The following is a 25,050-nucleotide window of genomic DNA, read 5'->3' as shown; positions in this document are numbered from 1 at the left end:
GTCTCAAACTTATTTAACTAAAACCATTTTTTTCAAAGGATCTACACCAAAATGTTTTTCTTGATAAAGTAAAATTTCTGCGCAAGCCCGACTGTCTTCTAAAGCATCATGATGATTGTTCAATTGAATATCTAGTCGATTACAAACGGTATTTAATTTATGATTTGGCATTTCGGGAAATAATTTACGACTAGTTTTTACTGTACAAAGAGACAAATAATGTGGTTTGGAAATTCCATAATAATCCAGACAACCAGCTAAAACACCGTTGTCAAAGCTAGCATTATGAGCAACCACAAGACTGTTCTCATGGAAATAATTATGTATTTTAGACCAAACTTCGGGAAATTTTGGTGCATTTTCGACATCTTCAGGATGGATTCCATGAATCTGAATGTTTTTCCAAAAAAAATCGGTTTCTGGTTGGATTAATGAATAGTACTCACCAACGATTTTACTATTTTCTACTTTGACTAGTGCTATCGAACAAGCACTGTGCTTTGCATAACTTGCAGTTTCAAAATCAAAAGCGATAAAATTCATAAGTCTATCCTATTCCTTTCTATATTTTTTGAGTTGATTGATACGTTCATATTAGTTTACTAAAAAAATTAATGGAATTTCATGTCTAGTTCAACTGGACAATGATCACTACCGATAATATCAGTGTGAATGGTTGCGGCTGTTAAGTGATTTTTTAAAGCATCAGAAACCACAAAATAATCAATCCGCCATCCTGCATTATTTTTACGAGCATTAAAACGATAACTCCACCAAGAATAGACGCCTTCTTTATCAGGATAAAAATAGCGATACGTATCAATAAATCCACTAGCTAATAATTCAGTAAATTTTTCCCGTTCTTCTGGTGTAAAACCCGCATTCTTTTGATTAGTCTTCCAATTTTTTAAATCAATATTTTCGTGAGCCACATTTAAATCGCCACATAGGATAACTGGTTTTTCTTGTTCTAATTGTTTTAAATAGCTTCTAAAGGCATCTTCCCAAGCCATTCGATAATCCAAGCGTTTTAATTCATTTTGAGAATTGGGTGTATAACAAGTAATCATAAAATAGTCGTGATATTCTAAAGTAATCAAACGACCCTCTGTATCAAACTCATCAATTCCCATCCCATAGCGAACGGATAGAGCTTCTTGTTTAGCAAAAATCGCTGTGCCAGAATAGCCTTTTTTTTCTGCATAATTCCAATATTGATGATAACCAGGCAGATCTAATTCAATTTGTCCTGCTTGTAATTTGGTTTCTTGTAAGCAAAAAAAATCTGCATCTAACTCATTAAAAACGTCCATAAAGTTCTTTTTTACAACCGCTCGTAAGCCATTAACATTCCAAGAAATACATTTCATGTGAAAAACTCCTTTTCAATTCTCTTTTGATTGATTACTTCTATTTTAACGAAAAGTAAGTTCTTTTACCAGTTTGAGATTATTGTAGATAGGTGAAATCATTCGTTCTTTTTCGGTAGTATGCTACAATTAAAATGAAAAAAGAAAGTAGAGGGAGGAATTTGTTTGAAAGCGCAAGAGGTAATAAATTTTTGGTTTGAAGAATGTGAGCCTAGTCAATGGTTTCAAAAAAATCTTGAATTTGATCAAGAGATAAAGGAGCGTTTTTTAGAGATTCATACAAAAGCAACAAAGTGTGAAACAGTTGGATGGCGTGAAACAATTGTCGGTCGATTAGCAGAAATTATCGTTTTGGATCAGTTTTCAAGAAATATTTACCGAAATGACCCTCGCTCATTTACATCTGATGGAATGGCCTTAATTTTGACACAAGAAGCAATCGCTACGAATCAAGTAAACAAGCTAACTGTGAATCAACGAGCCTTTCTTTATATGCCATTAATGCATTCAGAGTCTTTAGTGATTCATGAAAAAGCATTACAATATTTTTCTGAAAATGGTTTAGAAAACTATCTAGAGTATGAAAAAAGACATCAAGAAATCATTGCTCGTTTTGGGCGTTATCCACATCGGAATGAAATCTTAAATAGAACATCAACTAAAGAAGAAATTGCGTTTTTAAAAGAACCTAACTCATCCTTTTAAAAATAACATGGAACAATTTTAACTATAAAATAGTTTTCAAAAACATCTAATGAGAATTGAGGTAAATTATGAAAATCGGTGTAATTGGTTTGGGAAATATTGCTCAAAAAGCTTATTTACCTGTCTATGCAGAATTAAGAGATCAAGCGACATTTGTTTTGGCTACTAGAAATCAGAAAACGCTTCGTGATGTAAGTGAAAAATACGGATTTACAGAAACAGTAGAAACAGTGGAAGCTCTTATTCAAGCAAAAGTAGTGGCTTGCTTTGTTCATGTAGCGACAAAAGTTCATGGTCAAGTTGTAAAGCAGTTATTAGAAGCAGGAATTCATGTTTTTGTTGATAAACCGTTGAGCGAAAATTTGAATGAAGTGGCTGAGATTCAGAAAATTGCAGAGGAAAAACAGTTGCTTTTAATGGTGGGCTTTAATCGTCGTTTTGCGCCACTTGTCCAACAATTAAAAACTGTTGAAAATAAAAATATGTTGTTTATTCAAAAAAATCGTGTTGCAGCGAATCATAGTCCGGAATTTGTTATTTATGATCTTTTTTTACATGTAGTTGATACGATGGTTTATTTATTAGATGATTCAATCAAGAGTATCCAAACAAAGATTATTGAAGAAAATGGCGAATTACAACGTGCATTATTACACGTGGAAACCCCAACGACGACTGCAATTGCTTCGATGAATCTATTTGCTGGAGCAAATACAGAAACGTTCCAAGTGATTAGTGAGGATGGCACCTGTTTGTTAGAAGAATTAACTGAATTAACGATTAAATCTGCAGGCAAAAACCAAAAAGAAATTTTTGGCGATTGGGCAACAACTCTCGAAAAAAGAGGCTTTAAGCAAATGGTAGAAAACTTTATTCAAGCGATTCAAACAAATGATTCAAGTAAACTCAAGCAAGAGAACATCTTTTTGAGTCATGAATTATGTGCGAAAATGCTTCATAATCATCAGCAGCATATTTTATAAAAATCAGACTGGCAACTTTCTAACTGACATGCTAGAATAATAGGATGTTTAGAAGAAAGGAACGACTTTCGATGAATAAAAATGAACCACTTAAAAAACTAGAAACTATAACCTTATTGTTTGATGAACCTTTGAAGAATTTTACTTTTACTAAAACTGGTGGACCCGCAGATATCCTTGCATTTCCTAAATCCAAAGAAGAAATTGCGCAGCTTATCGCTTATTGTAAAGAATCCTCAATGCCTTGGTTGGTACTTGGGAATGCTAGTAACTTAATTGTTCGTGACGGTGGTATTCGCGGTATGGTGATTATGCTTGAAAAAATGAATCATATTACTGTAACCGACGAAACTATCATCGTTGAAGCGGGCGCTAAATTGATTGATACAACTTATAAAGCATTGGAGCATTCTTTGACCGGATTTGAATTTGCTTGTGGGATTCCTGGTAGTGTTGGTGGCGCGATTTATATGAATGCTGGCGCTTATGGTGGCGAAATTAAAGATGTTTGTTATTCTGTAGATGTCTTATTTGAAGACGGAACAGTAAATACATTAACAAATGAAGAAATGGATTTTTCATATCGTCACAGTACGCTTCAAGATAAACACTGCGTCGTTTTGCAAGCAACGTTCCAGCTAAAATCGGGAAACTATGAAGAAATTAAAGGTCGTATGGATGAATTAACCTATTTAAGAGAATCAAAGCAACCATTGGAATATCCTTCTTGTGGAAGTGTTTTTAAACGTCCAGAAGGTCATTTTACAGGTAAATTGATTCAAGATGCTGGCTTACAAGGATTGAAGTGGGGCGGCGCTCAAATTTCAGAGAAACATGCTGGCTTTATTGTAAATATTGATCAAGCAACTGCAACAGATTATGTTGAACTAATTGCTCATATTCAGCAAGTAATCAACGAAAAATTTGATGTTACTTTAGAAACTGAAGTCCGTATTATTGGAGAAATCAACTAACTGAATAATCGGGGGAAATGATACACGCTCATAGTAAGTAAAAGAACCGTCTATTCACAAAAAATCGTGAATAGACGGTTCTTTTTTTATAGTCAAATTAAGCTAGTTTACTTTATTCAGTTTTACTTTTTAAGTCTTCGATTTCAACTACTTTTAAGTTCTTTCTTTCTAAGTTTTCAACAATCAATGCACAGACTTCTTCAGTTGTTTCAGCCGGCAAGGTAATCAATGTTCGACGAATAAATTCATCTTCACCAATATCCAGCGTAATACAGCTGGCAATGCTACTATGTTTAGCGATTACTTTAGTTATTGCAGCTAAATCGCCTTTTTTACCCATGGTGGCAATCGTTAAAACATAACTGCCACGTTCAATATTCCAAGATTGAGCGAGCATATTAAGTAAAGCACTGTGAGTTAAAATTCCATAAAAATAATTATTTTCATCTAGTACAGCAATATAAGGAAGCTCTTTAATTGTGAAAAATACTTTGAAAAAAGAAGTATTAATGAAAATAAATTTTGTGGCATTTTTTAGTAAATAGGTAACAGGAAGATTCATATCCCCACCATTTGCTTTATGTCGATAAATATGCATTTTATAAATATTTCCGCGGAAAATACTTTCAGATTCGTCCAAAATAGGAACACAACGATACCCAGAATCTTCTAGTATGTTTAAAGCTTCTTCTAAAGTACAAGATTCGCTAACTGTAGTAAGATTTTTTTTCTTAATAACAACAGATTTTAATAACATAAGTGACCTCCTGTAGATTAAATTATTATGACAAGGTAATGATAACATAATTTGAATAGAAACCCTAGCCGAATCGTTTATTAAGGAGCTAAGACTGGCGTTTACTGTGGTTAAATAAGAAAATCACTCTCGTTTCCCATTGACAGCAACCTAAAAGAATGATAATGTTATCTAGTAAAAATATGAATAGAGGAGGTCTGACAATGGCAACCAAAAAATCTGCACTTGCTTGTTCAGTTTGCGGCTCTCGTAACTATTCTAAAGCTGTCAGTGAAGGTAAACGTGGCGAACGTTTAGAGATTAAAAAATTCTGTAAATACTGTCAACAATACACCTTACATAAAGAAACAAAATAGATTTTGGAGGGATACGCATGAAGTTTTTACGCAGTGTAGTAGCTGAAATGAAACAAGTGACGTGGCCATCTAAGAAGCAATTGCGTAAAGATACTCTAGTTGTTATCGAAACATCTATTCTTTTTGCAGTATTATTCTTTGTGATGGACACAGCAATTCAAACTGTATTTGGTTGGATTCTTAAATAATTCAAACTAGTATTTTACGAAAAGCAGTGCTATAATAGGTAACGAGAGAAAAACTTCGGGGAACTGGGGTTTTTTTATTTTCTTATTTGAAATTCGACACAAGAAGAGCTTGTGACAAAAGATTGTTCAAAGGAAATCGTTGCATAAAGTTCATATGATACTCTTTTATGAGATGTATGAATAAAAATGGATTGAATACTTGACTAATTTCTTTTGTTCCAACTTTTTTGCAAAAGTATAATTATAAAAATCAAAGGAGCACAATTAAAATGGAATCATTTGAAAAAAATTGGTACGTTCTTCACACTTACTCTGGTTATGAAAACAAAGTAAAAGCAAACATCGAATCTCGTGCGCAAAGCATGGGCATGGGCGATTTTATTTTCCGTGTAGTTGTTCCAGAAGAAACTGAAACAGAAGTAAAAAATGGTAAAACAAAAGAAACAGTTCACAAAACATTCCCTGGATATGTTTTGGTAGAAATGACAATGACAGATGATTCATGGTATGTTGTTCGTAATACACCAGGCGTTACTGGATTTGTAGGTTCTCACGGAGCAGGAAGCAAACCAGCTCCATTATTACAAGAAGAAATTAATCATATTCTACGTTCTATCGGAATGAGTACACGACAATCTGATCTAGAAGTTGGCTTAGGGGATACCGTTAGAATCATCGAAGGTGCTTTCTCTGGACTTGAAGGAGAAGTGACGGAAGTAGATGAAGAAAGACAAAAATTAAAAGTAAATATCGATATGTTCGGTCGTGAAACAAGTACAGAGTTAGACTTTGAACAAGTAGATACGATTTAAACTGTTAGAAATTCAGAAGCTAAGTTTTTATAGTCAAACTAAAAATACACTATAAAAAATTGTATATCGCTGAAATAATCTATTGCGGATTTTTATCTTAAAACTCGCGCTTAAGCAAAAATCCACAAAAAATTGTCTAGGCAATTTTTTGTGGATTTTTTTGTAAAGGAGAATTCGAATGAAAAATAATTACATTTTTTTGGGGCTAGTTGTTCTATCATTGATAGCTAGTTTAGCGGCCTGCTCTAGCAAAAAACAAAATAAAAGCGAAAATTCTAACAAACATACGACTATTAGTTCTTCAAATTTAATCGAGAGCGAAAAAACAACAACTCCTACATTATTTATTCATGGATACGGCGGAACAAAGCACTCTCTTGGAGGGATGATTCGTCGTTTTGAATCTCAAGATAGTGCAAAAAAAGAACTTGTTTTAACAGTCAGTGATACAGGAGAAGTCTCTGCAGATGGTCAATTAACTCAAACAGAAACGAATCCTATGATTCAGGTTATTTTTTCTGATAATAAAAGTCATGAATGGAACCAAGCGGAGTGGATTAAAAATTGTTTGGCTTATTTGAAAGAAAATGAGCAAGTAACAAAAGTTAATTTAGTGACACATTCTATGGGAGGCGTAAGTTCTTTACGGTATTTAATCACCTATGGAGCAGATCAAAATTTACCAGTTATCGAAAAATTTGTGGCCATTGGCTCTCCATTTAATAATTTTGTCGAATTAACAGAAGGAGAGACGGTTGATTCAGTGATTAGTGAGGGTCCAACGATACAAAGTGAACGCTATACAGATTTTTTTAATGGAATTAACGTAGTTTCTAAAGAGATATCTGTATTAATCATTGCTGGTGATATCGAAGATGAAAGTGTCAGTGATGGAGTCGTTCCAGTGGCTGATGCGATGAGTGTAGTTTCTTTACTGCGCAGTAATGGGAACAAGGTGGAGGAAGAAATATTTTATGGTAAAAATGCACAACATAGTCAACTACATGAAAATCTTGAAGTCGATCAATTAGTTGCTGACTTTTTATGGAAATAGGCATAAAAGATGTTTTCAGACATGCCCTAATTTGACTGATTTAGGATAGGTATTAAATAAGTAAAGCCCTATTGAAAAAGAGTAAATCATTCTTTTCAATAGGGCTTTGCAAATCTAGTTTGAGCTTTATTCATTTTTAGTATTTAGGATTTCTTGTGCCAATTTTTTAGCAGTTGGTGTAACGGCTAAGCCACCTTCTGCCGTTTCTTTAAAGATTTGTGGCATTTGTCGCCCAACTTGATACATAGCAGCTACGACTTCATCTGGTGGGATAACGCTCCGAATCCCTGCTAATGCCATATCCGCTGAAATAAAGGCTTGCGAAGACCCTAACGCATTACGCTTTACACAAGGCACTTCTACTAAACCAGCAACAGGATCACAAATTAGTCCCATCATATTTTTTAACGTAATGGCTACAGCTTGGGCAGCTTGCTCGGCAGAACCACCAGCAGCACAAACTAATGCAGCACTAGCCATAGCGCTAGCAGAACCGACTTCAGCTTGACAGCCACCTTCTGCACCGCTGATTGACGAGTTATTTGCAATGACAAGCCCAAAAGCACCCGCAGTAAAAAGAAAATCGATTTGTTGTTCATGCGTTAAATCAAGTCGCTCGATAGCAGCCATTAAAACTCCAGGAACTACGCCTGCACTGCCTGCTGTTGGTGTGGCACAAATTAGCCCCATTTTAGCATTGACTTCATTCACAGCAACGGCATTTCTGACAGCGGTTAAAATAGTTTCGCCACTTAAAAACTGTCCATTTGATAGGTAACTATTTAAACGAGCAGCATCACCGCCAGTAATCCCGGTTACCGATGTGACTCCTGTAACACCTTCTTCGATTGATTGCTTCATAACCGCTAAATTTCGTTCCATTGTTTCAAGAATACGATCACGGCTATAACCATTATTTTCCATTTCGACGGAAATCATCATTTCAGCTACAGAAGGGTAAGCAGCTGCTTGATCAACAAGTTCTTCTATTGTAAAAAACATAGTTTAGGCTCCTTTGTAAAAATTAATCAAAGTAATTAACACTATAAATATGAGGAATCTCAACCAATTTCATGACTGTATCACCCATTTCAGCTTGATCGACTTCAATAATCATGATTGCTTTTTCTCCTTTAGACTCTCTAGTAACGGTCATAGTACCGATATTAATCTCGGCTTCGGATAGTAAATTAGTCACACTAGCAATCATGCCAGGTAAATCTTGATGGACAATAATAAAGGTAGGCGTGCCCATCGTGAGTGAGATTTTGAATCCATTTAATTCAGAAATTTGAATATTTCCACCGCCAATCGAAATTCCAGTTACAGATAATTTTCGATTTCCTTTTGAAACTAAGAGTTTAACTGAATTAGGATGTTCAGCTTTTTCTTGAAGCGGAACAAAAGCGACTTCAACGCCTTCTTCATGCGCAATTTTTAACGAATCAGCTAGACGTTCATCATCAGGTTCCATATTCAATAATCCACCGACAAGTGCAATATCTGTCCCATGTCCGCGATAAGTTTTAGCAAAAGATTCATATAAATAAATATCCACGGTATCTGGTGTTTCGCCAAAAATACTTCGAACGATTTTCCCGATTCGAGCTGCGCCGGCAGTATGAGAACTGCTGGGTCCAATCATGACAGGACCAATAATATCAAAAACACTGTTATACTTTAAATTTCCCATAGAATTCACCTACTTTACATTGTTTAAAAAGCTAACGAAAGTCTAACATATATAGATGAAAGAAACTAGAAACAGTTCATTTTAAAAGAAAAATTTTAGTGACCTTTAATCAGATTTATGAGTTTTGTGCTAAAAATAGTCGTTAAGCATTGAAATTATTTAACAAGCGAGGTATAATGTTCCAGTGTGCGTTTGCACACAACGTTTCTTTGAGGAGTCAAAGGATCGAGTGGGAGGAGAAATCTTCATCTCCAATTAACCACATCACGGACTCAAGGAGGTATGTCTCGTGGCAAAAAAAGTAGAAAAATTAGTTAAATTGCAAATTCCTGCAGGTAAAGCAACACCAGCTCCGCCAGTAGGTCCAGCTTTAGGTCAAGCAGGTATCAACATCATGGGATTCACAAAAGAATTCAATGCTCGTACAGCTGATCAAGCAGGTTTGATTATTCCAGTAGTAATCTCTGTATATGAAGATCGTTCATTTACATTCATTACAAAAACACCACCAGCTGCAGTATTATTGAAAAAAGCAGCTAAAATCGAAAAAGGTTCTGGTGAGCCTAATAAAACTAAAGTAGCTAAAGTAACCAGCGATCAAGTAAAAGAAATCGCTGAACTTAAAATGGCAGACCTAAACGCCGCTAACGTTGAGTCAGCAATGCGCATGGTTGAAGGAACTGCACGAAGCATGGGTATCACTGTCGAATAATTTTATTTTATCCGTACAAGATCCCTAAGAAGTAGCTTCTCAGTTTATTTCGTATTGAAAGATATGAATTACGTGGGAGGTTCTACCGTTATAACCACAATCAAGGAGGAAACAACATGGCTAAAAAGAGCAAAAAAATGCAAGATGCATTAAAAAAAGTAGATACAACTAAAGTTTACCCAGTAGCAGAAGCAATCGCTTTGGCTAAAGAAACAAATATTGCGAAATTCGATGCAACTGTAGAAGTTGCTTACCGTTTAAACGTAGACCCTAAAAAAGCAGACCAACAAATCCGTGGTGCTGTAGTATTACCAAATGGTACAGGTAAAACACAATCTGTTTTAGTTTTTGCTAAAGGTGATAAAGCTAAAGAAGCAGAAGCAGCTGGTGCTGATTACGTAGGCGATGCTGATATGGTAAATAAAATTCAACAAGGCTGGTTCGGTTTTGATGTTGTTGTTGCAACACCAGACATGATGGCTGAAGTTGGTAAATTAGGACGTGTATTAGGACCTAAAGGTTTAATGCCTAACCCTAAAACTGGTACAGTAACAATGGATGTTACTAAAGCAGTTAACGAAGTAAAAGCAGGTAAAGTAACTTACCGTGTTGATAAAGCTGGGAATATCCACGTACCAATCGGTAAAGTATCATTTGATGATCAAAAATTACTTGAAAACTTCAACACAATAAATGATGTATTATTGAAAGCTAAACCATCAGCTGCAAAAGGTCAATACATCAAAAATATTTCAGTGACAACAACATTTGGTCCTGGGGTACACGTTGATCAAGCTTCTTTCTAATTAGAAAGTTCAGCAATGACAGAAAAAAGTAAAGCCGAATTAAAAAAATCATTGACTCAACTACCTTTCTTATGGTAAGGTAGTTGAGGTTAATAATTAACTGTACCGAAGACAGTAGGTGACGTAAGTCTTAATTTCCTACCGAGGACAATTGTTGATACATACAATTACGTCCCTCTATGTCAACGGTGGCATGGAGCTTTTTTGTTATGAATGATTATTTGTAAAACTAGTCAAAAAACGGACTTTGTTTTATCGTAACAGAGAACTCCTCCATCTAATACTTACAGGAGGTGAAAATAAATGAGTGAAGCAGCAATCGCTAAAAAAGAAACCCTAGTTGATGAAGCAGCAGCGAAATTCGAAGCAGCGGCATCTGTCGTTATTGTAGATTACCGTGGTTTAACTGTAGAAGAAGTGACTAATTTACGTAAACAATTGCGTGATGCAAATGTTGAAATGAAAGTTATCAAAAACTCTGTCCTTACTCGTGCCGCTAAAAAAGCTGGTTTAGAAGGTTTGGATGAAGTATTTACAGGCCCTACAGCAGTCGCTTTCAGTAATGAAGACGTAGTAGCACCTGCTAAAATCATCGATGAATTTGCAGCTAATGCAAAAGCATTGGAAATCAAAGGTGGTGTGATTGAAGGTAAAGTATCTTCAGTTGCAGAAATTACAGCTTTGGCAAAACTTCCAAGCCGCGATGGTCTATTGTCTATGTTGCTATCTGTGCTACAAGCACCAGTCCGCAACGTGGCTTACGCTATCAAAGCAGTGGCAGAAAAAGAAGAAGAAGTTGCTTAATTGCAGTTTAATCTTTACTTATCAATATAATATAAAAAACTAAATTATTTTAAATGGAGGAAACAAAAAATGGCATTGAACATTGAAAACATTATTGCTGAATTAGAAACAGCAACTATCTTAGAATTAAGCGAATTAGTTAAAGCTATTGAAGAAAAATTTGACGTATCTGCAGCAGCTCCTGTAGCAGCAGCAGCTGGACCTGCAGCTGGTGGCGCTGAAGAACAAACTGAATTCACTGTAGAATTAACTGCAGCTGGAGATCAAAAAGTTAAAGTTATCAAAGCAGTTCGTGAAGCAACTGGTCTTGGCTTGAAAGAAGCTAAAGCAGTAGTTGATGGCGCTCCTGCACCAGTTAAAGAAGGCGTATCTAAAGAAGAAGCTGAAGCATTAAAAGCTGCTTTAGAAGAAGTTGGCGCTTCTGTAACATTAAAATAATTCTTTTGAATTTTAGAAGGCTGAAACCCTTGATATAAAAGGGTTTTGGTCTTTTTTTGTTTTTTTGACCATACTTTTGACCATACTTTTTTTAAAAGTTGACGTATTGAGCGAACTTTTCAGCAGACCGTTCTTTTTGTTTTTCAGTCACATGAGTATAGATGTTCATAGTTGTATGAATGTCAGAATGACCTAATCTAACTTGTACTTCTTTAATTGATAGACCAGCTTCAAATAGTAAACTACAATGTGTATGTCTAAAACCGTGTATAGTGATATCATTAAAATTGTTTTCTTTACAAATTCTAGTCAGAACTTTATTCGGTCTTGTTATATCTAAGTAATTATTATTTAAAGATGAAAAGATAATTTGTTTTCCTTGATTATAATTTTGTCCATATTTCAGCAAATATTGTTTTTGTTTAGATTGCCAATTTTTTAGAATTGAAAGTGTAGCTTCATCAATAGAAATTTCTCGTTCCGATGTGACTGTCTTAGGCGGTGAAGTTCTCAATTTGTTATTTGGACCACGTACAACAGTCTTATTTATATTTATTGCTTTATTAAAGAAGTCTATATCCTCCCATAGCAATGCTAATGCTTCGCCTTTTCTCATTCCTGTAAATGCTAGTAATCTGAATAGTGGATAAGTTAAAGGAAACTCGTCTTTTTCGCAACAGGAGAGAAAGTCTTTTAGTTCATCTTTTTCAAAATACTTAATTTTTTTCTTTTTTTGTTTAGAGTCACCTTTAGAAAAAACAACCTCTTTCATAGGATTATTGTCGATTACTCTCATTTTTTTGGCGTAATCAAAAACTGCAGAAGTATAGGATTTTAAAGCTTTGTATGAGGCAAGTTCCTTTTTCCATTTATTAGCAACTTCTTGACAGTAGGCAATGGAATAGCTTTCTATCTTTCGATTTCCAAAAGATAGACCAATATTTCTTCTAAAAAGAAATTCAACTCGTAAGAATGTACTTTCTCTAACTGTTGGTTTATATTGTTCCATCCACATATCTTTAATTTGATCAAATGTAAAACTTTTATCAGCAACTAACTTATCTTCTTTTGAAAGTAATTCCAATCGAGCAAGCGCAATTTTAGCTTCTTTCTGTGTTTTAAATCCTCTCTTGGTCGTGTATTTTTTCTTTCCTGTTAGTGGGTCAAGCCCAAGATAAGTTTTAAAATACCAGGCTTTATCACCATTCTTTTTTTGATATTGCTTTATCATTGCCATAAAAAAAGACCCCTTGCCGAACGTATGTTCTATTTTTGTTTAAAAAAATTATATTGTTATAGCTGATAAATAATTAGTCATAAAGCTTTTAACTACGTTTTCATAACTATAATCAATTTCATAACTGTCTAAAAAATTGCAAACATTAAATGTTGATAGTTCAAAATCAGGATCTGTAAAACGAACTTCAATCATTTTTTGAATCATATACTCTTCAGCTTCGTTTTCCATTTTAGAATGTAAGGCGAATGTTTGATTGTACAAAACATAATCATTTTTCTGTTTACATACATGTCCTAGTTCATGGAGTAAAGATTTTTGTTGCTCCTTAGTAGGTTTACTAGAATTTACTAATATTGTATCAATTGATGGGATATAGTAGGCTGTCTTTTCTAATTCGGAGTTATAGACAACATTAACTCCAAGAGAATCTATTATTTGTTGTATTCTTTTATCCAAGAAACCACCTACTCTTTTGCCTTATTGTTGAGATAACCTTCAATAATACCTTTAAGGATTTCTCTATCATGTTCAGTCACAGGCTCACCATCATAACTCATTACAGAGTTTAAAGCTTCATCCACAGTTCTATCTCTTTGTTCTTCAGATAAACCGAAATAACGGTTGTCAGTACGTCCTAGCAAGTAGTCCGTAGAGACGTTAAAATAATCGGCAACTTTTTCAAGTTTTTCAGCAGAAGGCTTATTTTTTTTCCAAGAGTAAAGAGAATTTTTACTAAAATCAAGTTTCTCTTCCAACTCTACAATAGATATTTTCTGAGCATCTGCAAGTTTTTTTACTATTTCAAACGTTGACATATTACCATTCCTTATTAATACAACACACGTGTTTAAAGATATCTATAATTATTTGTTGACAAATAAAGAAATCTTTAATATACTGTTGTTGTAAGTTAGTTAGTCAGTAAAAGCAAACTAAAAACACCTTAATAATTAAACATCTTGGCGGAGGTTTTAAAAATTATTATCGGTTAATAGGCTTATTTAACTATGCCATTAGTCTACTATTATCTTTAAAATATGTCAACACTTTTAAAGATTTTCTTTCTAATTAACTTACAAATTAAAAAAAAGGAGTGAAAGACTATGCCGAGTATTGCAGTAGGAAGAGAAAAGGTAAATGAATACATGGAAGACAACAATATTTCAATTACCGATTTATCTGTTGCTTATGGAATTAAGAAGCAAGATTTAGCAAGTTACCTTAGTGGGAAATTGGAAACTGTAAAAGGTAATCAAGTCATTTTAAGAATTATCGCTGATTATAGAATCAGATAGGAGGAGAAGGAATGAAACAATTACAACAAACAATCAATAGTAGAGAAGTAGCAAAAATGGTAGGACGAGGACATAAAGAAGTTTTGAGAGATACTAGAAAAGTCATGAGTCAATTAGACGAGAGCAAAATTGCGCTTGTTGATTATTTCATTGAATCTAGTTATACAGATTCAAAAGGTGAGGTACGTCCATGTTTTGATTTCACCAAAAAAGGATGCGAATTATACTCAACTCGAATGACTGGTGTTAAAGGTACTCAATTTGCGGTAGCTTATATTGAACGATTCAACCAAATGGAAGAACACATCAAATCAGGTAAACAACACGTATCTATCGATTCAGAAACGAAGCGAATGAATGCTGAAGCAAGATTGAAGAACGCAAACAGTCGTCAAGCAAAATTATTAGCTGAATTAGCTAACGATGCAACAACTGAAGTAAATAAAGCACTTTTACAAGATAAAGCAATAGAATCTTTAATTGGTGAAAAATTATTAGAAATGCCAATACTTAAAAGTAAATTGTATGATAGCGATCAAATTGCAAAACGGTTAGGGGTTCTATCGAAGAAGAGAAAACCACATGGGACAGCAGTTAGTCAAATTATTCAAGAATATATCCCAATGTCAGAAGATGAATTCGAGATTTTACCTGAAACAAAAAACGGATGGAGCGGTTCAGTAACAAAATATGCTGAGTCTGTAATTAATAGAGTAGAAAGTTGGATTAAAGACAATAATTATCCGTCCGTAATAACTGGGAAAAACCAAAATTATCATGTTGTGTATGAAGATATCGAATGATTGAGATAGGAGGGAACGACAGATGCAACTAACAATACCAGATGAAGTCATTCATACAGAGCTAGTTAATCAATTAGTTTCAACAGTTATTTCAGAGGTAGAGAAGCGATTGAAATTAGTTAATAAATCAATGGAATTAGGACCATATCCGAACAAAAGTGAAATAAGGTCAATTCTTGGAATTGGTAATGATAAATTGAATGACTGGGAAGCTAAAGGATTAAAATTCCAACACTGGAGCAAGCAAGATATAAGGGTTGATCGTGAAGAATTACAAAGATTTTTAAAGAATACTTTTGAGATATAGAAAGGAGTTTAAGAATGAGAAATTTTAAGATACTAAGAAGCATGGTTTTAGCCTTTTTAGGAGGATTGTTGTTCGGGAAGGTACAAGCAGACACAAAACTTTGTATTACTGTAGGTGTTCTTGTATTGCTATTTATGACGTATGACGAAGTACAATTTAAAAATTGGAGGAAAGCAAAATGAATCAAAAACAATTAGAAGAAAACAAGTATTGGATTACAAAACTTACAAGTGAAGCGATGGTATCAATTCCAACTAATCCGGATAAAGAGCATTCAGAAAAACTAGGTGAAATCCAATCACGCATTCAAAGTTTACAGGAAGAAATTCATGGTGTAAAAGAGCCTACGGTGAAAAGTACAGTTATAAATTTGCATGAACTATCAGCAGCGACATTTAACAGACTTGATAGTGAAGAGCCAATCACGATTGAAGAAATACAAGAACTGTTTTATATGGAAATTATGTGTTTAGCCGAACTTTTAGGCATTGAGTTAGAAGATTAGGAGCAATCACTATGAATAAGGATACAAAAAAAGCCTTTCCTCATAGTCTTGGCGGACAAGGAAAGACACACAACTTTTGTATCCTCATTCTATCATAGAATTTAAAAATTGGAAATGAGGAAATCAAATGGATGATAAACAAATTTTATTAGAGAAAGCAACAGAATTAACAATCATGGCGAATCAAATAGATTTAACTACTATGCTACTCGATAACATGGAGTATTCGAGAGTTAAGGGAGATTATTTTCCAATACATCATCAAGTTGGAAATGGACTTTTAAGTGTTTTGAGTGATCAACTAACAGAAATGAAGATTTCTATTGAAAAAATTTCAAATGACATCTGTCCAGATATTGACGAAATGGAGAGTGAAAGCAATGAGTAAAAAATTGGATGAATTGATTGTTGAATCTCAGAATATAAGTGGTTCAATGTCTGCACTAAGCGGATTTTCTTATCGAATGTCTTTTTCGAGAGATGAGATAGACGAATTGAATGGATTGATTGCAGCGATCCAATGTTTAACAGAAAAGCATTCGAAAAATATGGAAGATTTTGAGCTTGAACAAATGAAGAATCGAGGTCAATAAAATGAAATATGAAGTTCACTATAAATATAGCAACAAGAATCTTTTTATCATTAACAATGACGAAACTTATTTTATAAGGTTTGCTATTTTAGTCGAACCAGAATATAAAACCATTGTATCAAATGCTGTCATTCCCTTTCTGATTGAGCAAGATAAAATAACAGAGAATAAAAATGTTTTATACTCTTTAGAAATGATACAGATGTTGGCAGCTGAAACATTTGAGTTTTTAAGAGATAGGATTATAGTGATTAACGATACTGAACAATTCGACTCAAATACGGGCTGTATAAAGGTAAATAAGACAAATGAACTTTTGCCGATGCTACTATCACTATCGATTGAATTTTTTCAATCTTTTATCGAAAAATACAATGATATCGGACTTTCTGAACGTTTGAGTAAAAGAGTTGAGTTAGTAAAAAGAATTCGATTATTAGGTGCTGGAATAGAGGTGTAAGCTGATGGATAAACGAATTAATAAATCATATTATGCGATCATACCTGCAGAGGTAAGATACGACAAAAATTTGATACCAAGTGCAAAACTTTTGTATGGAGAAATAACAGCGCTTTGCAATGAGAAAGGATACTGTTGGGCAAGTAATGATTACTTCGCCAACCTATATAGTGTTAGCAAAACATCAGTAAAAAAATGGCTAAAGTCTTTAGAAAATAATGGCTATATTAAGAGAAGTGTTTCGTATAAAGAGGGTGGGCAAGAAATCGATACTAGGTGGATAACAATAGTTACCGAACCTAGGCAAGAAAAGTTACCACCCCCTAGGCAAGAAAAGGGTCCAGATAATAATACATTATTTAATAATATAATTAATAATACAGAGAATAAAAACATTAAAGAGCAAAAACCGTCAATCAAAGAATTGACAGAGCGTTTTAATATCCTTTGGAAACTTTATCCAAATAAAAAAGGAAAAGAGAAAGCGTTCAAGTTTTATCAGAAAGCTATCAAAGAGGGTGCTAATGACGATGAGATTAGAGAAGGCATAGAGAACTATACAAAAGAAATCAATTTTAAACGTACGAACAAACAGTATATAGCTCATGGCTCAACATGGTTCAATAACCGAAGATGGAAAGATGAATATGAGTTTGGGACAACAAGTAATACTCAAAATAAAATAGCATCAAATTCAGGAGTTGAATTTTAATGGAATTCTCTTTATTGAATGAACTGAAGGAAACAAGCGAATATTGTGAGAAGCATAATATATCAAAAGTACAAATAAAAGAGTTTGCTCCATTTTGTCAATTGTGCAAAAAAGAAGAATTGGACCAACAAGAACAAAAACGAGTGAATGAAATGTTTGAATGGAATCATCGAAGAAAAACAATCGATACTTTAAAGCTCGATTCACTAGTAGGAGATCCTAATTTGTGGAATGCTACGTTTAAAAATTATCAAACAGACAATAAAGAAACCGAAATTGCCTTAGCATCTGCAAGAAAATTCGCTGGACAATATTTGGATCGAGAAAAAAAGTTCAATACTATTTTTTCGGGTGTTCCAGGAGTTGGGAAATCTCATCTAGCTATGTCCATGTTAAAAGGAATCAACGAAAATTTTAAACCGTACGGAAGCTGTTTGTTTATATCAGTCAATGACTTAATAAGGCTGATAAAAGATAGTTTTAATAATCCAGAAAGTAAATATACAGAAACAAATATGGTTCATCTGCTGACTAAGGTTGATGTATTAGTGTTAGATGATTTGGGCAGTGAATCGAGTTTTAAGCGTGATAACCGAGAAGCAAGTGAATTTATCCAACAAGTTCTTTTCGGCGTGTTAAACGCACGAGAGCGCACCATAATAACGACTAATTTAAATAGTGATGAATTAAGAGAGATTTACAACCCTAAAATAATAAGTCGAATTTTTAAAGGTGTTGAGGGTCATATCATTACATTTACGAAAGCAACGAAAGATAAGCGAGAAAAAATAGTTTTTTAAGGAGGAAGTAGAATGAAATTACAAAACTTAAGCGCATGGGAAAGATTACAATACATTAACAAAGAATTGACTACTATTTTAGAAAAAACGAAGAAAGGTAAAAAAATTTCGGAAGATGAAGAAATTGTGGTCCATCAAGAACTATTAATTGCTGTTGGAACGATTGCAAATTTTTCCGATTGTTTATCCAAAGGTGAAATTCATGGATGAATGTAGTCGATGCAACGGAACGAAAGTCATTCAAGTTGAGAGTGCTGGAACAGTTTTAATTAGACCATGCCCTAAATGCAACAGTTTTGCAGATGACAGACAAAAAGAAATAGCTGAAGAACTTGAAAAAATTATCAAACTGGAGGAATCAAAATGACAAAAATTAATCCTAAATTTTTAAAAGCAATTGTAAAGCAAGAATGTCGGGTATATAAGAACAGTGAAAGATACAAAAACCTAGAAAAACGATTTGGTCCAAGCGAAAAAGAAACAGTCAAAATTTTATCTGTATATGACAATATACAACAAAAATTGTTAGAGCTAGAAATTCAGAAGTTGAGAAAAGAAAAGTCGCTAGATGAAATTATCAATTTACTTGCTTCGTCGTTAAGGGATATTCGCTTTTTTGAGGCAGAATTATTTAACTTACTAAAATCCGATAATAAAGAAGATGGTATTATGAATTCCTTTTATGGAATGGTTAGCAATGAAAATATTGATTTGTTTGAAATGATTGAGAATGAATTATACCAAGTATCAAATAGTTAAAATAAGCTTTAGCAATTTATACCATAGAAAGGAGCTGACCACATTATTTTTGATTTATACACTAGGGAGATAATCGAAGCTTTATTATGTTCTTACGAACGATTAAAGGACAAAGAAGAGTTCAATATTTTGTATTATGATTTAGATTATGCATTAACTGCAGAAATAATAACTGGTCAAATGCGCTATCTGATTTTTCTAAGATATGCCTTAGAACTTAATGTTATGCAAGTATTAACAATCATGCATTTGAATTATACGGAATATTTAGAATTAGACTATGAATTGTTTGAAAATATAGAAGCTATCATGAATGGCCATAAAGTAAAGTGTAAACCTTTTGAAAACTATAAAACGAATTCTTTTAAAACTAAATGTTTATTGGTTCAAATAAAGCATGTGAATCCATTTAGTTTGGGTCCATTAGATGGCTTGCTAGAATTATTGTCAATGTTAGGTGATGACTTGGCAGCTTCTTATCTAGGTTTGATTCAAGACGAACGAACGTACACGAATAATATCACTGTTAAACCGTACAACATAAAAGAAGTACCAGAAACAGGGAAACGTAAAACTGCAAGCAATGACGAGTTTTATAGGCAAGATTTAAGGAACAATGTATTTTATGGAGATCATAGTTTATTATTAGCAGAATTAAAATTTGACGATAAGTAGTAGGAGTGAATGTCTATGCGAAAATTTCAAGAACTTAGTAGAGAAGAAAAAAGAGAAGTGGCCAATAGCCTTTCTCTTTTCTTGCTGTCAATCTTTGGTCAAGATACCTATTTGACTGTTCATAGTCTACGAGAAGATTTTAAACGATTCAACAAGCAGTCTTTCTTTGTCGAGATCATCAATGACTTTGAATCTAAGAATCAAGTAGACGTTCACTTTTTACTCAAGCCTTATCGTTGGAAAGTATGTGAAGTTTGTTATAGACCATTCCTAGCATTTGATAATGGGAATCACCAAACCTTATGTCGTTACGGTATTTATATCAAATACACCAAGAATGGTAGAGCAGTAAATACAACTAGAGAAAGTCAATGTTGTGTGATTAAAAAGCAACAACGGTCATTGACCTGGACTAGAAAGAATAAGAAGGAGCGTGAACATTGTAGCTAAGCGTAGGTGTGAGTATGGTGGTTGCAGAGAGCTAGTAGATTTCAGTCGAAGGTATTGTGACAAACATAGTAAGCAAGCAGATAAGGATTACAACAAGCAAGTAAGGACAAATAGAAACGTGACTGCTAACGGACATACCAATGAAGAGATAGCCAAGTTCTATGCTTCAGCAGAATGGAGAAGGACAAGAGCGTTCGTCTTATCAAGAGACAATTATATTTGCCAACCTTGTTTGTTAAAAGGATATGTCCATGAAGCGAATCTTGTCCATCACAAAGAAGAATTAAGAAGTCCTAACGGTTGGGAACGAAGACTAGACGTTGATAATCTAGAAGCAATCAACCGTAAATGTCACAACAAAGAAAAACATTATTATAGCCAAAATAAGAGGACAAATTAGTTCTCTTTTTTTATTCACCTTAAACCACTCTAATATTCGTTTTAAGCTGTTTAACACCATTGATGAATAATTAATCGAAAAGAGTTTTAAAAATGAACAAGGGGTCAAAGGAAAGGGGCTGTGTTTAAATTTGCTGAATAATCGGAGTACTCTTTTCTGTGATAAAAATTCCCTTTATGAAGTTTGAGATACGACAAAAAATATACAAGGTAATGAATACGAAAATAAAGGAGGGGCGAAATGGGGCGAAAAAAGAAGCTAACTGCTGTCACGAATAAGAATTACACGAAAGAAGAACTGGAGAAGAAAAAAGAAGAAGAAGAAATTCTTTATACTTTCCCGCCGTTAAACTTTAAGAAATTACCGTTAAAATTAGATGATTTGGCAAAAAAAGAATGGAAACGACTTGCGAAAATTGTTGATACGCAGAATTTACCAATCAGTGAGCTAGACCGTGCAATTGTTACGAATTATTGTGTGTATGTTTCTATTTCAGAACGTGCAAGGGAACAATTGAATCATGAACCTCTCACTTATGACGGTAAAAAGAACCAAGTCATTGATGTATTAAATGGCGCAAATAAAGAATTGAAATCTGTAGCCAGCCAATTAGGGTTAACGATTGATAGCAGAATGCGCATTAAAAATCCGACTTCTGAAAAAGAAGTAGACGATCCCTTCGGCGATATGATGAATGAAGTTGATAAGCAATGAAAGATTATGTTTCAGAATACATTGAGGCTGTCGAAACAGGCAAAATTAAAGTTGGCAAAAAGATTCAACAAGCCATTGACCGACACAAGCAAGACTTGGTTAAAAGCCAATCAGAAGATTATCCCTATACTTTTGATTTAAAGAAAACGGAATTGCCTATTAAATTTATTGGTGCTTTACCTGATCCAAAAAGTGGGAAAGTCAATGGATTAGCATTGTTTCAAAAGTTTGTAATTTGTTTAATTTTTGGTTGGGTGAGTAAAAAGACAGGATTTAGACGGTTTCAAAAAGTGTATATTTCTTTAGCACGGAAAAATGGGAAATCGTTGTTAAGTGCTGGGATTGCCTTGTACATGTTGCTTTATTCAAGAAGTCCAAAAGAATCACGACAAATCTATACAACGGCGAATAAACGAGATCAAGCGAAAATTGTTTTTAACATGATTAAAAAGCAGCTCAAAGCGATTAGAGGAAATTCGAAAAGCATTAAGCATTTCACTAAGATTTTGCAGTCGGAAATAAAAACGACAGACGATAGTTTTGTCAGTCCTTTGTCGAGTGATGCGGATACTTTAGATGGATTAGATACATTATTAGGTGTCTTTGATGAATACGCTCTTAGTCGAACAACTGAAATGATGGATGTTATCGAAACGTCCATGAGTTTACAAGATGAACCCTTGATTCTTATTATAAGTACCGCATCATCGAAATTAACTTATCCAATGTATAGTGTGGAATATCCTTATATTGAAAAAATCTTGAACCAAGATATTGAAGACGAAGAGTATTTAGCCTTATGTTGGGAACAAGACAATGTAAAAGAAGTTGAAGACGAATCGCAATGGATAAAATCAAATCCTTTACTAGAAATCGGTGGTATTCAAACCGAAAAAATGATTGCCAGGATCAAAAAATTATACAAAGAAGGTCTGGCCAAAGGAACTGTTTCAAATATTTTAACCAAACACTTTAATATTTGGGTCCAAGCAACGAAAGAAAGCTATTTTACTGTGGATGATTGGCAAACAGCATTCACAAAAGAAAAGCCAACAATCAAAGGGCGAAAAATTTATATTGGTATTGATGTTTCCAGAAGTGGTGACTTGACTTCTATTTCTTGGGTGATTCCATTTGAAGAATACAACAAGTTTTTTGTAGATTCCTTTTCATTCGTTGCGACAAAAGGCGGAATTGAGTTAAAAGAAAGAGAAGATAATACGCTTTATAGAGAATTAGAACGACAAGGTTATTGTTCAATAAGTGAGCTAGAAAGTGGATTGATTGATTATGATACTATGGTTGATTGGTTGATTCATTTTGTGAATGAAAATAAATTAGATGTTCAAGCAGTTGCGTATGATCCAGCGTATGCGAATGTAGTTGTTCAAAAATTAGATGGTGTGCTGCCATTGATTCAAGTACGACAAACGAAATTTGTGTTAACTGCTCCAATCCGTCAATTTAAGTATGACACGTTGAACGATAAGATCATGCATGCCAATAATCCGTTGTTAAATCGAGCGATTTACCATGCTATTACGATTGAGGACAATGATTTAGTGCAGATTGACAAAACAATGAATCGCAATAAAATTGACCCATTAATGGCATTGATTGATGCCTATAACGAGGCAATGTATCACGATTTAGACGAAGAAGACATTAACGAATTAATCGCAAATGGCGAGTATGGTTTCGGTTATTAGGAAAGGAAAGAGAAAAATATGAGATTTTTAAATGGTATGAAGATACTTCTATTTTTTATAGGATTATCTTTTTTTGTTGTCGCTGGATTTTTAGTTAATAGAGTAGTTGGTTGTATTGTTTCTGGTGGCTTATTGGTCGGAATTGCGATTATGCTTCAAATCGAGTTACAGAGTATAGAAACGAACAAAGGAGGAAAATAAACATGGGTTTTTTTATCAAAGAATCGCACTATCAACGAAGTGCAGATAAAGCGATTGGTTCTATTATCGATTTGATTGCTTTGAATGATAACGGCGCAATTATCGATATTGGTGCTGAAACAGCTTTATTACAATCGGATATTTTTACAGCGATTCGAATTATTGCTGGAGATATCGCCACTGCAGACTACACAACAAGTAACGATGCATTAGTTGAAGACTTGTTTACAAAAAAAGCAAACAGTAGCACAACTTCGTATACCTTTTTATTTACACTAATCGCAAATACGTTGTTGACTGGTCAAGGCTTTGCATTGATTGAACGAGATAAAGAGAAAGGTATTACAGGGTTACGAAATATTAAATCAAGTAAAGTGACCGTTTTAGAATCGGAAGACGAAAAAGAATTAGGGTATAAAATTTTAGATAGTAAATTTTCTGGAGAATATTCTGAAAAAGATATTATTCACTTAAAGGCATTTTCTACCGATGGTAAATTAGGCGTAAGTCCAATTAGTGCGTTGAAACCTGAAATTGCTATGCAAAAGAATGGTGTATCATTACTCGTTAATAGTTTTAAAAAAGGAATTTCAACAAGCGGCATTTTAAAATTAGCTAAAGGTAACTTAAACAATGAAAGCAAGAAAACAATTCGTGAATCGTTTGAAGAAGCGAATAGCGGTTCTTCTAATAGCGGTTCGGTTATGGTTCTAGGCGAAGGAGAAGAATTTAAACAATTAGAGGTTGATACAAAAGTGTTAGATATGATTCAAAACAATAAATACTCTACACAACAGATAGCCAAAACATTTGGGATTCCATTAAGTCGATTTGGTCAAGAATTAGTAAACAGTAAAGATACAGATGCAAATGATATTTATATCGCCTCTACATTGAACACATATAAAACCATGATGAAACAAGAATGTGACGATAAATTAGATACGGATTTATCTATTGAGTTTTCAACATTAACAGGACAAGCAAAACAAACCTTGCTTAGTAAGTTGATTCAAGACAAGCAAGGCGAGGGCGTATTAATGATTAACGAAGTTAGAGATTTTTATGGTGTTGATGCTTTACCAGCTGAAATAGGCGATATTATTTTCAAAAATAGTGCCAGTAAAGATATTAACGAACTAAAAGGAGGTGAGTAAATGGTTGATGCGACAAAAAATATACAAGGTAACGAAGGGGATAAAAAAGCCAATCTACTTTCAACGAAACAAGGGGAAAAACGCATCATCGAGGGATACGCTTTGAAGTTTGGGCAACGAAGCAAAAAGTTAGGGAACTACTACGAAGAAATCGCACCTGGCGCATTAAATGGTGTTGATTTATCCGATGTGAAAATATTAGTGGATCATGATTTTAGTAAAATTTTAGGACGTACCTTATCAAAAACACTAAAATTGATTATTGACTCTATAGGGTTAAAGTTTTCGGTTGAAATTCCTAATACGAGTTATGCAAACGATCTTTATGAATCCGTGAATCGTGGGGATATTTCAGAATGTTCGTTCGGGTTTACGATTAATGAAAAAGACAAGAATGCAAGACAAACATTGCGTTTAGCTGATGGAAACTATTTGCGTGTTGTCAATAAAATTAGTCGGTTATCTGAAATCTCTATCGTAGCAAACCCAGCTTATGGTTCAACGTCCGCACAAATTAAGCGTGATCTTGAAGAAGCAAAAAAAGAGTATCAAAAAGAAAAATTAACGTTGGAATTGGAACTGCTGAATAGTTAGTTCTTTTTTTGTTCGTTAAAAAAA

General features: G+C 33.9%; 39 protein-coding genes and 1 other annotated feature. Of the genes, 31 read left to right on the top strand and 8 right to left on the bottom strand.

Annotated elements, in window-relative coordinates:
- Nucleotides 1–9: 9 nt before the first annotated feature.
- Nucleotides 10–543, bottom strand: coding sequence for a 3'-5' exonuclease (locus ACYSNW_RS01555; protein WP_461742586.1), 534 nt, complete (start codon nt 541–543; stop codon nt 10–12).
- A gap of 68 nt (nt 544–611) precedes the next feature.
- A complete protein-coding gene (locus ACYSNW_RS01550; RefSeq protein WP_461742585.1) occupies nt 612–1,370 on the bottom strand; it encodes an exodeoxyribonuclease III in 759 nt (252 codons plus the stop codon).
- Between the two features lie 165 nt (nt 1,371–1,535).
- Between ACYSNW_RS01550 and ACYSNW_RS01545 the strand changes: the two genes are divergently transcribed.
- The 3 genes from ACYSNW_RS01545 to murB all read left to right on the top strand — a co-directional run bounded on the left by ACYSNW_RS01545 (nt 1,536) and on the right by murB (nt 4,032).
- A complete protein-coding gene (locus ACYSNW_RS01545) occupies nt 1,536–2,075 on the top strand; it encodes a DUF924 family protein (RefSeq protein ID WP_461742583.1) in 540 nt (179 codons plus the stop codon).
- A gap of 68 nt (nt 2,076–2,143) precedes the next feature.
- Nucleotides 2,144–3,058 carry a Gfo/Idh/MocA family protein gene (locus tag ACYSNW_RS01540; RefSeq protein ID WP_461742581.1) on the top strand — a complete coding sequence of 305 codons (915 nt, stop codon included), beginning with the start codon at nt 2,144–2,146 and terminating at the stop codon, nt 3,056–3,058.
- Nucleotides 3,059–3,129: 71 nt separating this feature from the next.
- Nucleotides 3,130–4,032, top strand: coding sequence for a UDP-N-acetylmuramate dehydrogenase (gene murB, locus ACYSNW_RS01535; RefSeq protein WP_461742580.1), 903 nt, complete (start codon nt 3,130–3,132; stop codon nt 4,030–4,032).
- 112 nt (nt 4,033–4,144) lie between these two features.
- Here the strand turns inward: murB and cbpA are convergent, their stop codons facing one another.
- A complete protein-coding gene (cbpA, locus tag ACYSNW_RS01530) occupies nt 4,145–4,789 on the bottom strand; it encodes a cyclic di-AMP binding protein CbpA (protein WP_461742579.1) in 645 nt (214 codons plus the stop codon).
- A 203-nt stretch (nt 4,790–4,992) separates the two neighbouring features.
- Between cbpA and rpmG the strand changes: the two genes are divergently transcribed.
- From rpmG to ACYSNW_RS01510, 4 genes are all read left to right on the top strand, one after another.
- Nucleotides 4,993–5,145 carry a 50S ribosomal protein L33 gene (rpmG, locus tag ACYSNW_RS01525; protein WP_461742578.1) on the top strand — a complete coding sequence of 51 codons (153 nt, stop codon included), beginning with the start codon at nt 4,993–4,995 and terminating at the stop codon, nt 5,143–5,145.
- A gap of 17 nt (nt 5,146–5,162) precedes the next feature.
- Entirely contained in the window at nt 5,163–5,333 is a 171-nt protein-coding gene (gene secE / locus ACYSNW_RS01520) for a preprotein translocase subunit SecE (protein ID WP_461742577.1), read from the top strand.
- A 269-nt stretch (nt 5,334–5,602) separates the two neighbouring features.
- Nucleotides 5,603–6,145 carry a transcription termination/antitermination protein NusG gene (gene nusG / locus ACYSNW_RS01515; protein ID WP_461742576.1) on the top strand — a complete coding sequence of 181 codons (543 nt, stop codon included), beginning with the start codon at nt 5,603–5,605 and terminating at the stop codon, nt 6,143–6,145.
- A 178-nt stretch (nt 6,146–6,323) separates the two neighbouring features.
- The gene (locus ACYSNW_RS01510; protein ID WP_461742575.1) at nt 6,324–7,199 is read left to right on the top strand and encodes an alpha/beta hydrolase; all 876 of its coding nucleotides are present in this window, start codon (nt 6,324–6,326) and stop codon (nt 7,197–7,199) included.
- A gap of 126 nt (nt 7,200–7,325) precedes the next feature.
- On the opposite strand, the gene sdaAA is transcribed toward ACYSNW_RS01510, so the two are convergent.
- Entirely contained in the window at nt 7,326–8,201 is an 876-nt protein-coding gene (gene sdaAA, locus ACYSNW_RS01505; RefSeq protein WP_461742574.1) for an L-serine ammonia-lyase, iron-sulfur-dependent, subunit alpha, read from the bottom strand.
- 22 nt (nt 8,202–8,223) lie between these two features.
- Nucleotides 8,224–8,892 (bottom strand): L-serine ammonia-lyase, iron-sulfur-dependent subunit beta, encoded by a 669-nt coding sequence (gene sdaAB / locus ACYSNW_RS01500; protein WP_461742573.1) that lies wholly within the window; start codon nt 8,890–8,892, stop codon nt 8,224–8,226.
- Between the two features lie 289 nt (nt 8,893–9,181).
- Here sdaAB and rplK point away from each other — a divergent pair, with 289 nt between their 5' ends.
- From rplK to rplL, 4 genes are all read left to right on the top strand, one after another.
- Nucleotides 9,182–9,604: a 50S ribosomal protein L11 gene (rplK, locus tag ACYSNW_RS01495; protein ID WP_461742572.1), complete on the top strand. Its 423-nt coding sequence runs from the start codon at nt 9,182–9,184 to the stop codon at nt 9,602–9,604.
- 116 nt (nt 9,605–9,720) lie between these two features.
- Nucleotides 9,721–10,410 (top strand): 50S ribosomal protein L1, encoded by a 690-nt coding sequence (rplA, locus tag ACYSNW_RS01490; protein WP_461742571.1) that lies wholly within the window; start codon nt 9,721–9,723, stop codon nt 10,408–10,410.
- Between the two features lie 87 nt (nt 10,411–10,497).
- Nucleotides 10,498–10,625, top strand: a sequence feature (ribosomal protein L10 leader region).
- An 88-nt stretch (nt 10,626–10,713) separates the two neighbouring features.
- Nucleotides 10,714–11,214 carry a 50S ribosomal protein L10 gene (gene rplJ / locus ACYSNW_RS01485; protein ID WP_461742570.1) on the top strand — a complete coding sequence of 167 codons (501 nt, stop codon included), beginning with the start codon at nt 10,714–10,716 and terminating at the stop codon, nt 11,212–11,214.
- Between the two features lie 69 nt (nt 11,215–11,283).
- Entirely contained in the window at nt 11,284–11,652 is a 369-nt protein-coding gene (gene rplL, locus ACYSNW_RS01480; RefSeq protein WP_461742569.1) for a 50S ribosomal protein L7/L12, read from the top strand.
- 91 nt (nt 11,653–11,743) lie between these two features.
- Here rplL and ACYSNW_RS01475 read toward each other — a convergent pair whose 3' ends face one another.
- Genes ACYSNW_RS01475 through ACYSNW_RS01465 form a run of 3 tightly spaced genes read right to left on the bottom strand, consistent with a single transcriptional unit; the run spans nt 11,744 to nt 13,707 of the window.
- The gene (locus tag ACYSNW_RS01475; RefSeq protein WP_461742568.1) at nt 11,744–12,889 is read right to left on the bottom strand and encodes a tyrosine-type recombinase/integrase; all 1,146 of its coding nucleotides are present in this window, start codon (nt 12,887–12,889) and stop codon (nt 11,744–11,746) included.
- A 48-nt stretch (nt 12,890–12,937) separates the two neighbouring features.
- Nucleotides 12,938–13,348, bottom strand: a complete 411-nt coding sequence (locus tag ACYSNW_RS01470) for an ImmA/IrrE family metallo-endopeptidase (protein ID WP_461742567.1) — start codon at nt 13,346–13,348, stop codon at nt 12,938–12,940.
- Between the two features lie 8 nt (nt 13,349–13,356).
- Nucleotides 13,357–13,707 (bottom strand): helix-turn-helix domain-containing protein, encoded by a 351-nt coding sequence (locus ACYSNW_RS01465; RefSeq protein ID WP_461742565.1) that lies wholly within the window; start codon nt 13,705–13,707, stop codon nt 13,357–13,359.
- Nucleotides 13,708–13,995: 288 nt separating this feature from the next.
- Here ACYSNW_RS01465 and ACYSNW_RS01460 point away from each other — a divergent pair, with 288 nt between their 5' ends.
- The 20 genes from ACYSNW_RS01460 to ACYSNW_RS01365 all read left to right on the top strand — a co-directional run bounded on the left by ACYSNW_RS01460 (nt 13,996) and on the right by ACYSNW_RS01365 (nt 25,026).
- Nucleotides 13,996–14,187 (top strand): helix-turn-helix domain-containing protein, encoded by a 192-nt coding sequence (locus tag ACYSNW_RS01460; RefSeq protein WP_461742563.1) that lies wholly within the window; start codon nt 13,996–13,998, stop codon nt 14,185–14,187.
- A gap of 11 nt (nt 14,188–14,198) precedes the next feature.
- Nucleotides 14,199–14,990 (top strand): Rha family transcriptional regulator, encoded by a 792-nt coding sequence (locus ACYSNW_RS01455; RefSeq protein WP_461742561.1) that lies wholly within the window; start codon nt 14,199–14,201, stop codon nt 14,988–14,990.
- 22 nt (nt 14,991–15,012) lie between these two features.
- Nucleotides 15,013–15,297: a hypothetical protein gene (locus ACYSNW_RS01450; protein WP_461742559.1), complete on the top strand. Its 285-nt coding sequence runs from the start codon at nt 15,013–15,015 to the stop codon at nt 15,295–15,297.
- A gap of 14 nt (nt 15,298–15,311) precedes the next feature.
- Nucleotides 15,312–15,479: a hypothetical protein gene (locus tag ACYSNW_RS01445; RefSeq protein ID WP_461742557.1), complete on the top strand. Its 168-nt coding sequence runs from the start codon at nt 15,312–15,314 to the stop codon at nt 15,477–15,479.
- Entirely contained in the window at nt 15,476–15,802 is a 327-nt protein-coding gene (locus tag ACYSNW_RS01440) for a hypothetical protein (RefSeq protein WP_461742555.1), read from the top strand. Before ACYSNW_RS01445 ends, ACYSNW_RS01440 begins: the two co-directional genes overlap by 4 nt.
- A gap of 127 nt (nt 15,803–15,929) precedes the next feature.
- Entirely contained in the window at nt 15,930–16,190 is a 261-nt protein-coding gene (locus ACYSNW_RS01435; RefSeq protein WP_461742553.1) for a hypothetical protein, read from the top strand.
- Complete coding sequence (locus tag ACYSNW_RS01430) at nt 16,183–16,395, top strand: hypothetical protein (RefSeq protein ID WP_461742551.1); 213 nt, start codon at nt 16,183–16,185, stop codon at nt 16,393–16,395. Before ACYSNW_RS01435 ends, ACYSNW_RS01430 begins: the two co-directional genes overlap by 8 nt.
- 1 nt (nt 16,396) lies before the next feature.
- Nucleotides 16,397–16,855, top strand: a complete 459-nt coding sequence (locus ACYSNW_RS01425) for a hypothetical protein (protein ID WP_461742549.1) — start codon at nt 16,397–16,399, stop codon at nt 16,853–16,855.
- Nucleotides 16,856–16,859: 4 nt separating this feature from the next.
- Complete coding sequence (locus ACYSNW_RS01420; protein WP_461742547.1) at nt 16,860–17,567, top strand: helix-turn-helix domain-containing protein; 708 nt, start codon at nt 16,860–16,862, stop codon at nt 17,565–17,567.
- Entirely contained in the window at nt 17,567–18,367 is an 801-nt protein-coding gene (locus tag ACYSNW_RS01415) for an ATP-binding protein (protein ID WP_461742545.1), read from the top strand. Before ACYSNW_RS01420 ends, ACYSNW_RS01415 begins: the two co-directional genes overlap by 1 nt.
- Before the next feature lie 12 nt (nt 18,368–18,379).
- Nucleotides 18,380–18,577: a hypothetical protein gene (locus ACYSNW_RS01410; RefSeq protein ID WP_461742543.1), complete on the top strand. Its 198-nt coding sequence runs from the start codon at nt 18,380–18,382 to the stop codon at nt 18,575–18,577.
- A 153-nt stretch (nt 18,578–18,730) separates the two neighbouring features.
- Entirely contained in the window at nt 18,731–19,126 is a 396-nt protein-coding gene (locus ACYSNW_RS01405) for a hypothetical protein (protein WP_461742541.1), read from the top strand.
- 129 nt (nt 19,127–19,255) lie between these two features.
- A complete protein-coding gene (locus ACYSNW_RS01400; protein ID WP_461742539.1) occupies nt 19,256–19,801 on the top strand; it encodes a hypothetical protein in 546 nt (181 codons plus the stop codon).
- A 15-nt stretch (nt 19,802–19,816) separates the two neighbouring features.
- Nucleotides 19,817–20,251, top strand: a complete 435-nt coding sequence (locus ACYSNW_RS01395; protein ID WP_461742537.1) for a hypothetical protein — start codon at nt 19,817–19,819, stop codon at nt 20,249–20,251.
- Between the two features lie 118 nt (nt 20,252–20,369).
- Nucleotides 20,370–20,651 (top strand): HNH endonuclease, encoded by a 282-nt coding sequence (locus tag ACYSNW_RS01390; RefSeq protein ID WP_461742535.1) that lies wholly within the window; start codon nt 20,370–20,372, stop codon nt 20,649–20,651.
- A gap of 240 nt (nt 20,652–20,891) precedes the next feature.
- Entirely contained in the window at nt 20,892–21,365 is a 474-nt protein-coding gene (locus ACYSNW_RS01385) for a phage terminase small subunit P27 family (protein WP_461742533.1), read from the top strand.
- Nucleotides 21,362–23,074, top strand: coding sequence for a terminase large subunit (locus ACYSNW_RS01380; protein ID WP_461742532.1), 1,713 nt, complete (start codon nt 21,362–21,364; stop codon nt 23,072–23,074). The genes ACYSNW_RS01385 and ACYSNW_RS01380 overlap by 4 nt, the downstream gene beginning before the upstream one ends.
- Nucleotides 23,075–23,092: 18 nt before the next feature.
- Nucleotides 23,093–23,275 carry a hypothetical protein gene (locus ACYSNW_RS01375; RefSeq protein ID WP_461742530.1) on the top strand — a complete coding sequence of 61 codons (183 nt, stop codon included), beginning with the start codon at nt 23,093–23,095 and terminating at the stop codon, nt 23,273–23,275.
- A 2-nt stretch (nt 23,276–23,277) separates the two neighbouring features.
- The gene (locus ACYSNW_RS01370; RefSeq protein WP_461742528.1) at nt 23,278–24,432 is read left to right on the top strand and encodes a phage portal protein; all 1,155 of its coding nucleotides are present in this window, start codon (nt 23,278–23,280) and stop codon (nt 24,430–24,432) included.
- A complete protein-coding gene (locus tag ACYSNW_RS01365; RefSeq protein ID WP_461742526.1) occupies nt 24,433–25,026 on the top strand; it encodes an HK97 family phage prohead protease in 594 nt (197 codons plus the stop codon).
- Nucleotides 25,027–25,050: the final 24 nt, after the last annotated feature.

The sequence above is a fragment of the Enterococcus sp. LJL99 genome (assembly GCF_054871725.1).
Note: the sequence above shows the minus strand (reverse complement) of the source record. Positions and strands in the feature narration are given on the sequence as shown.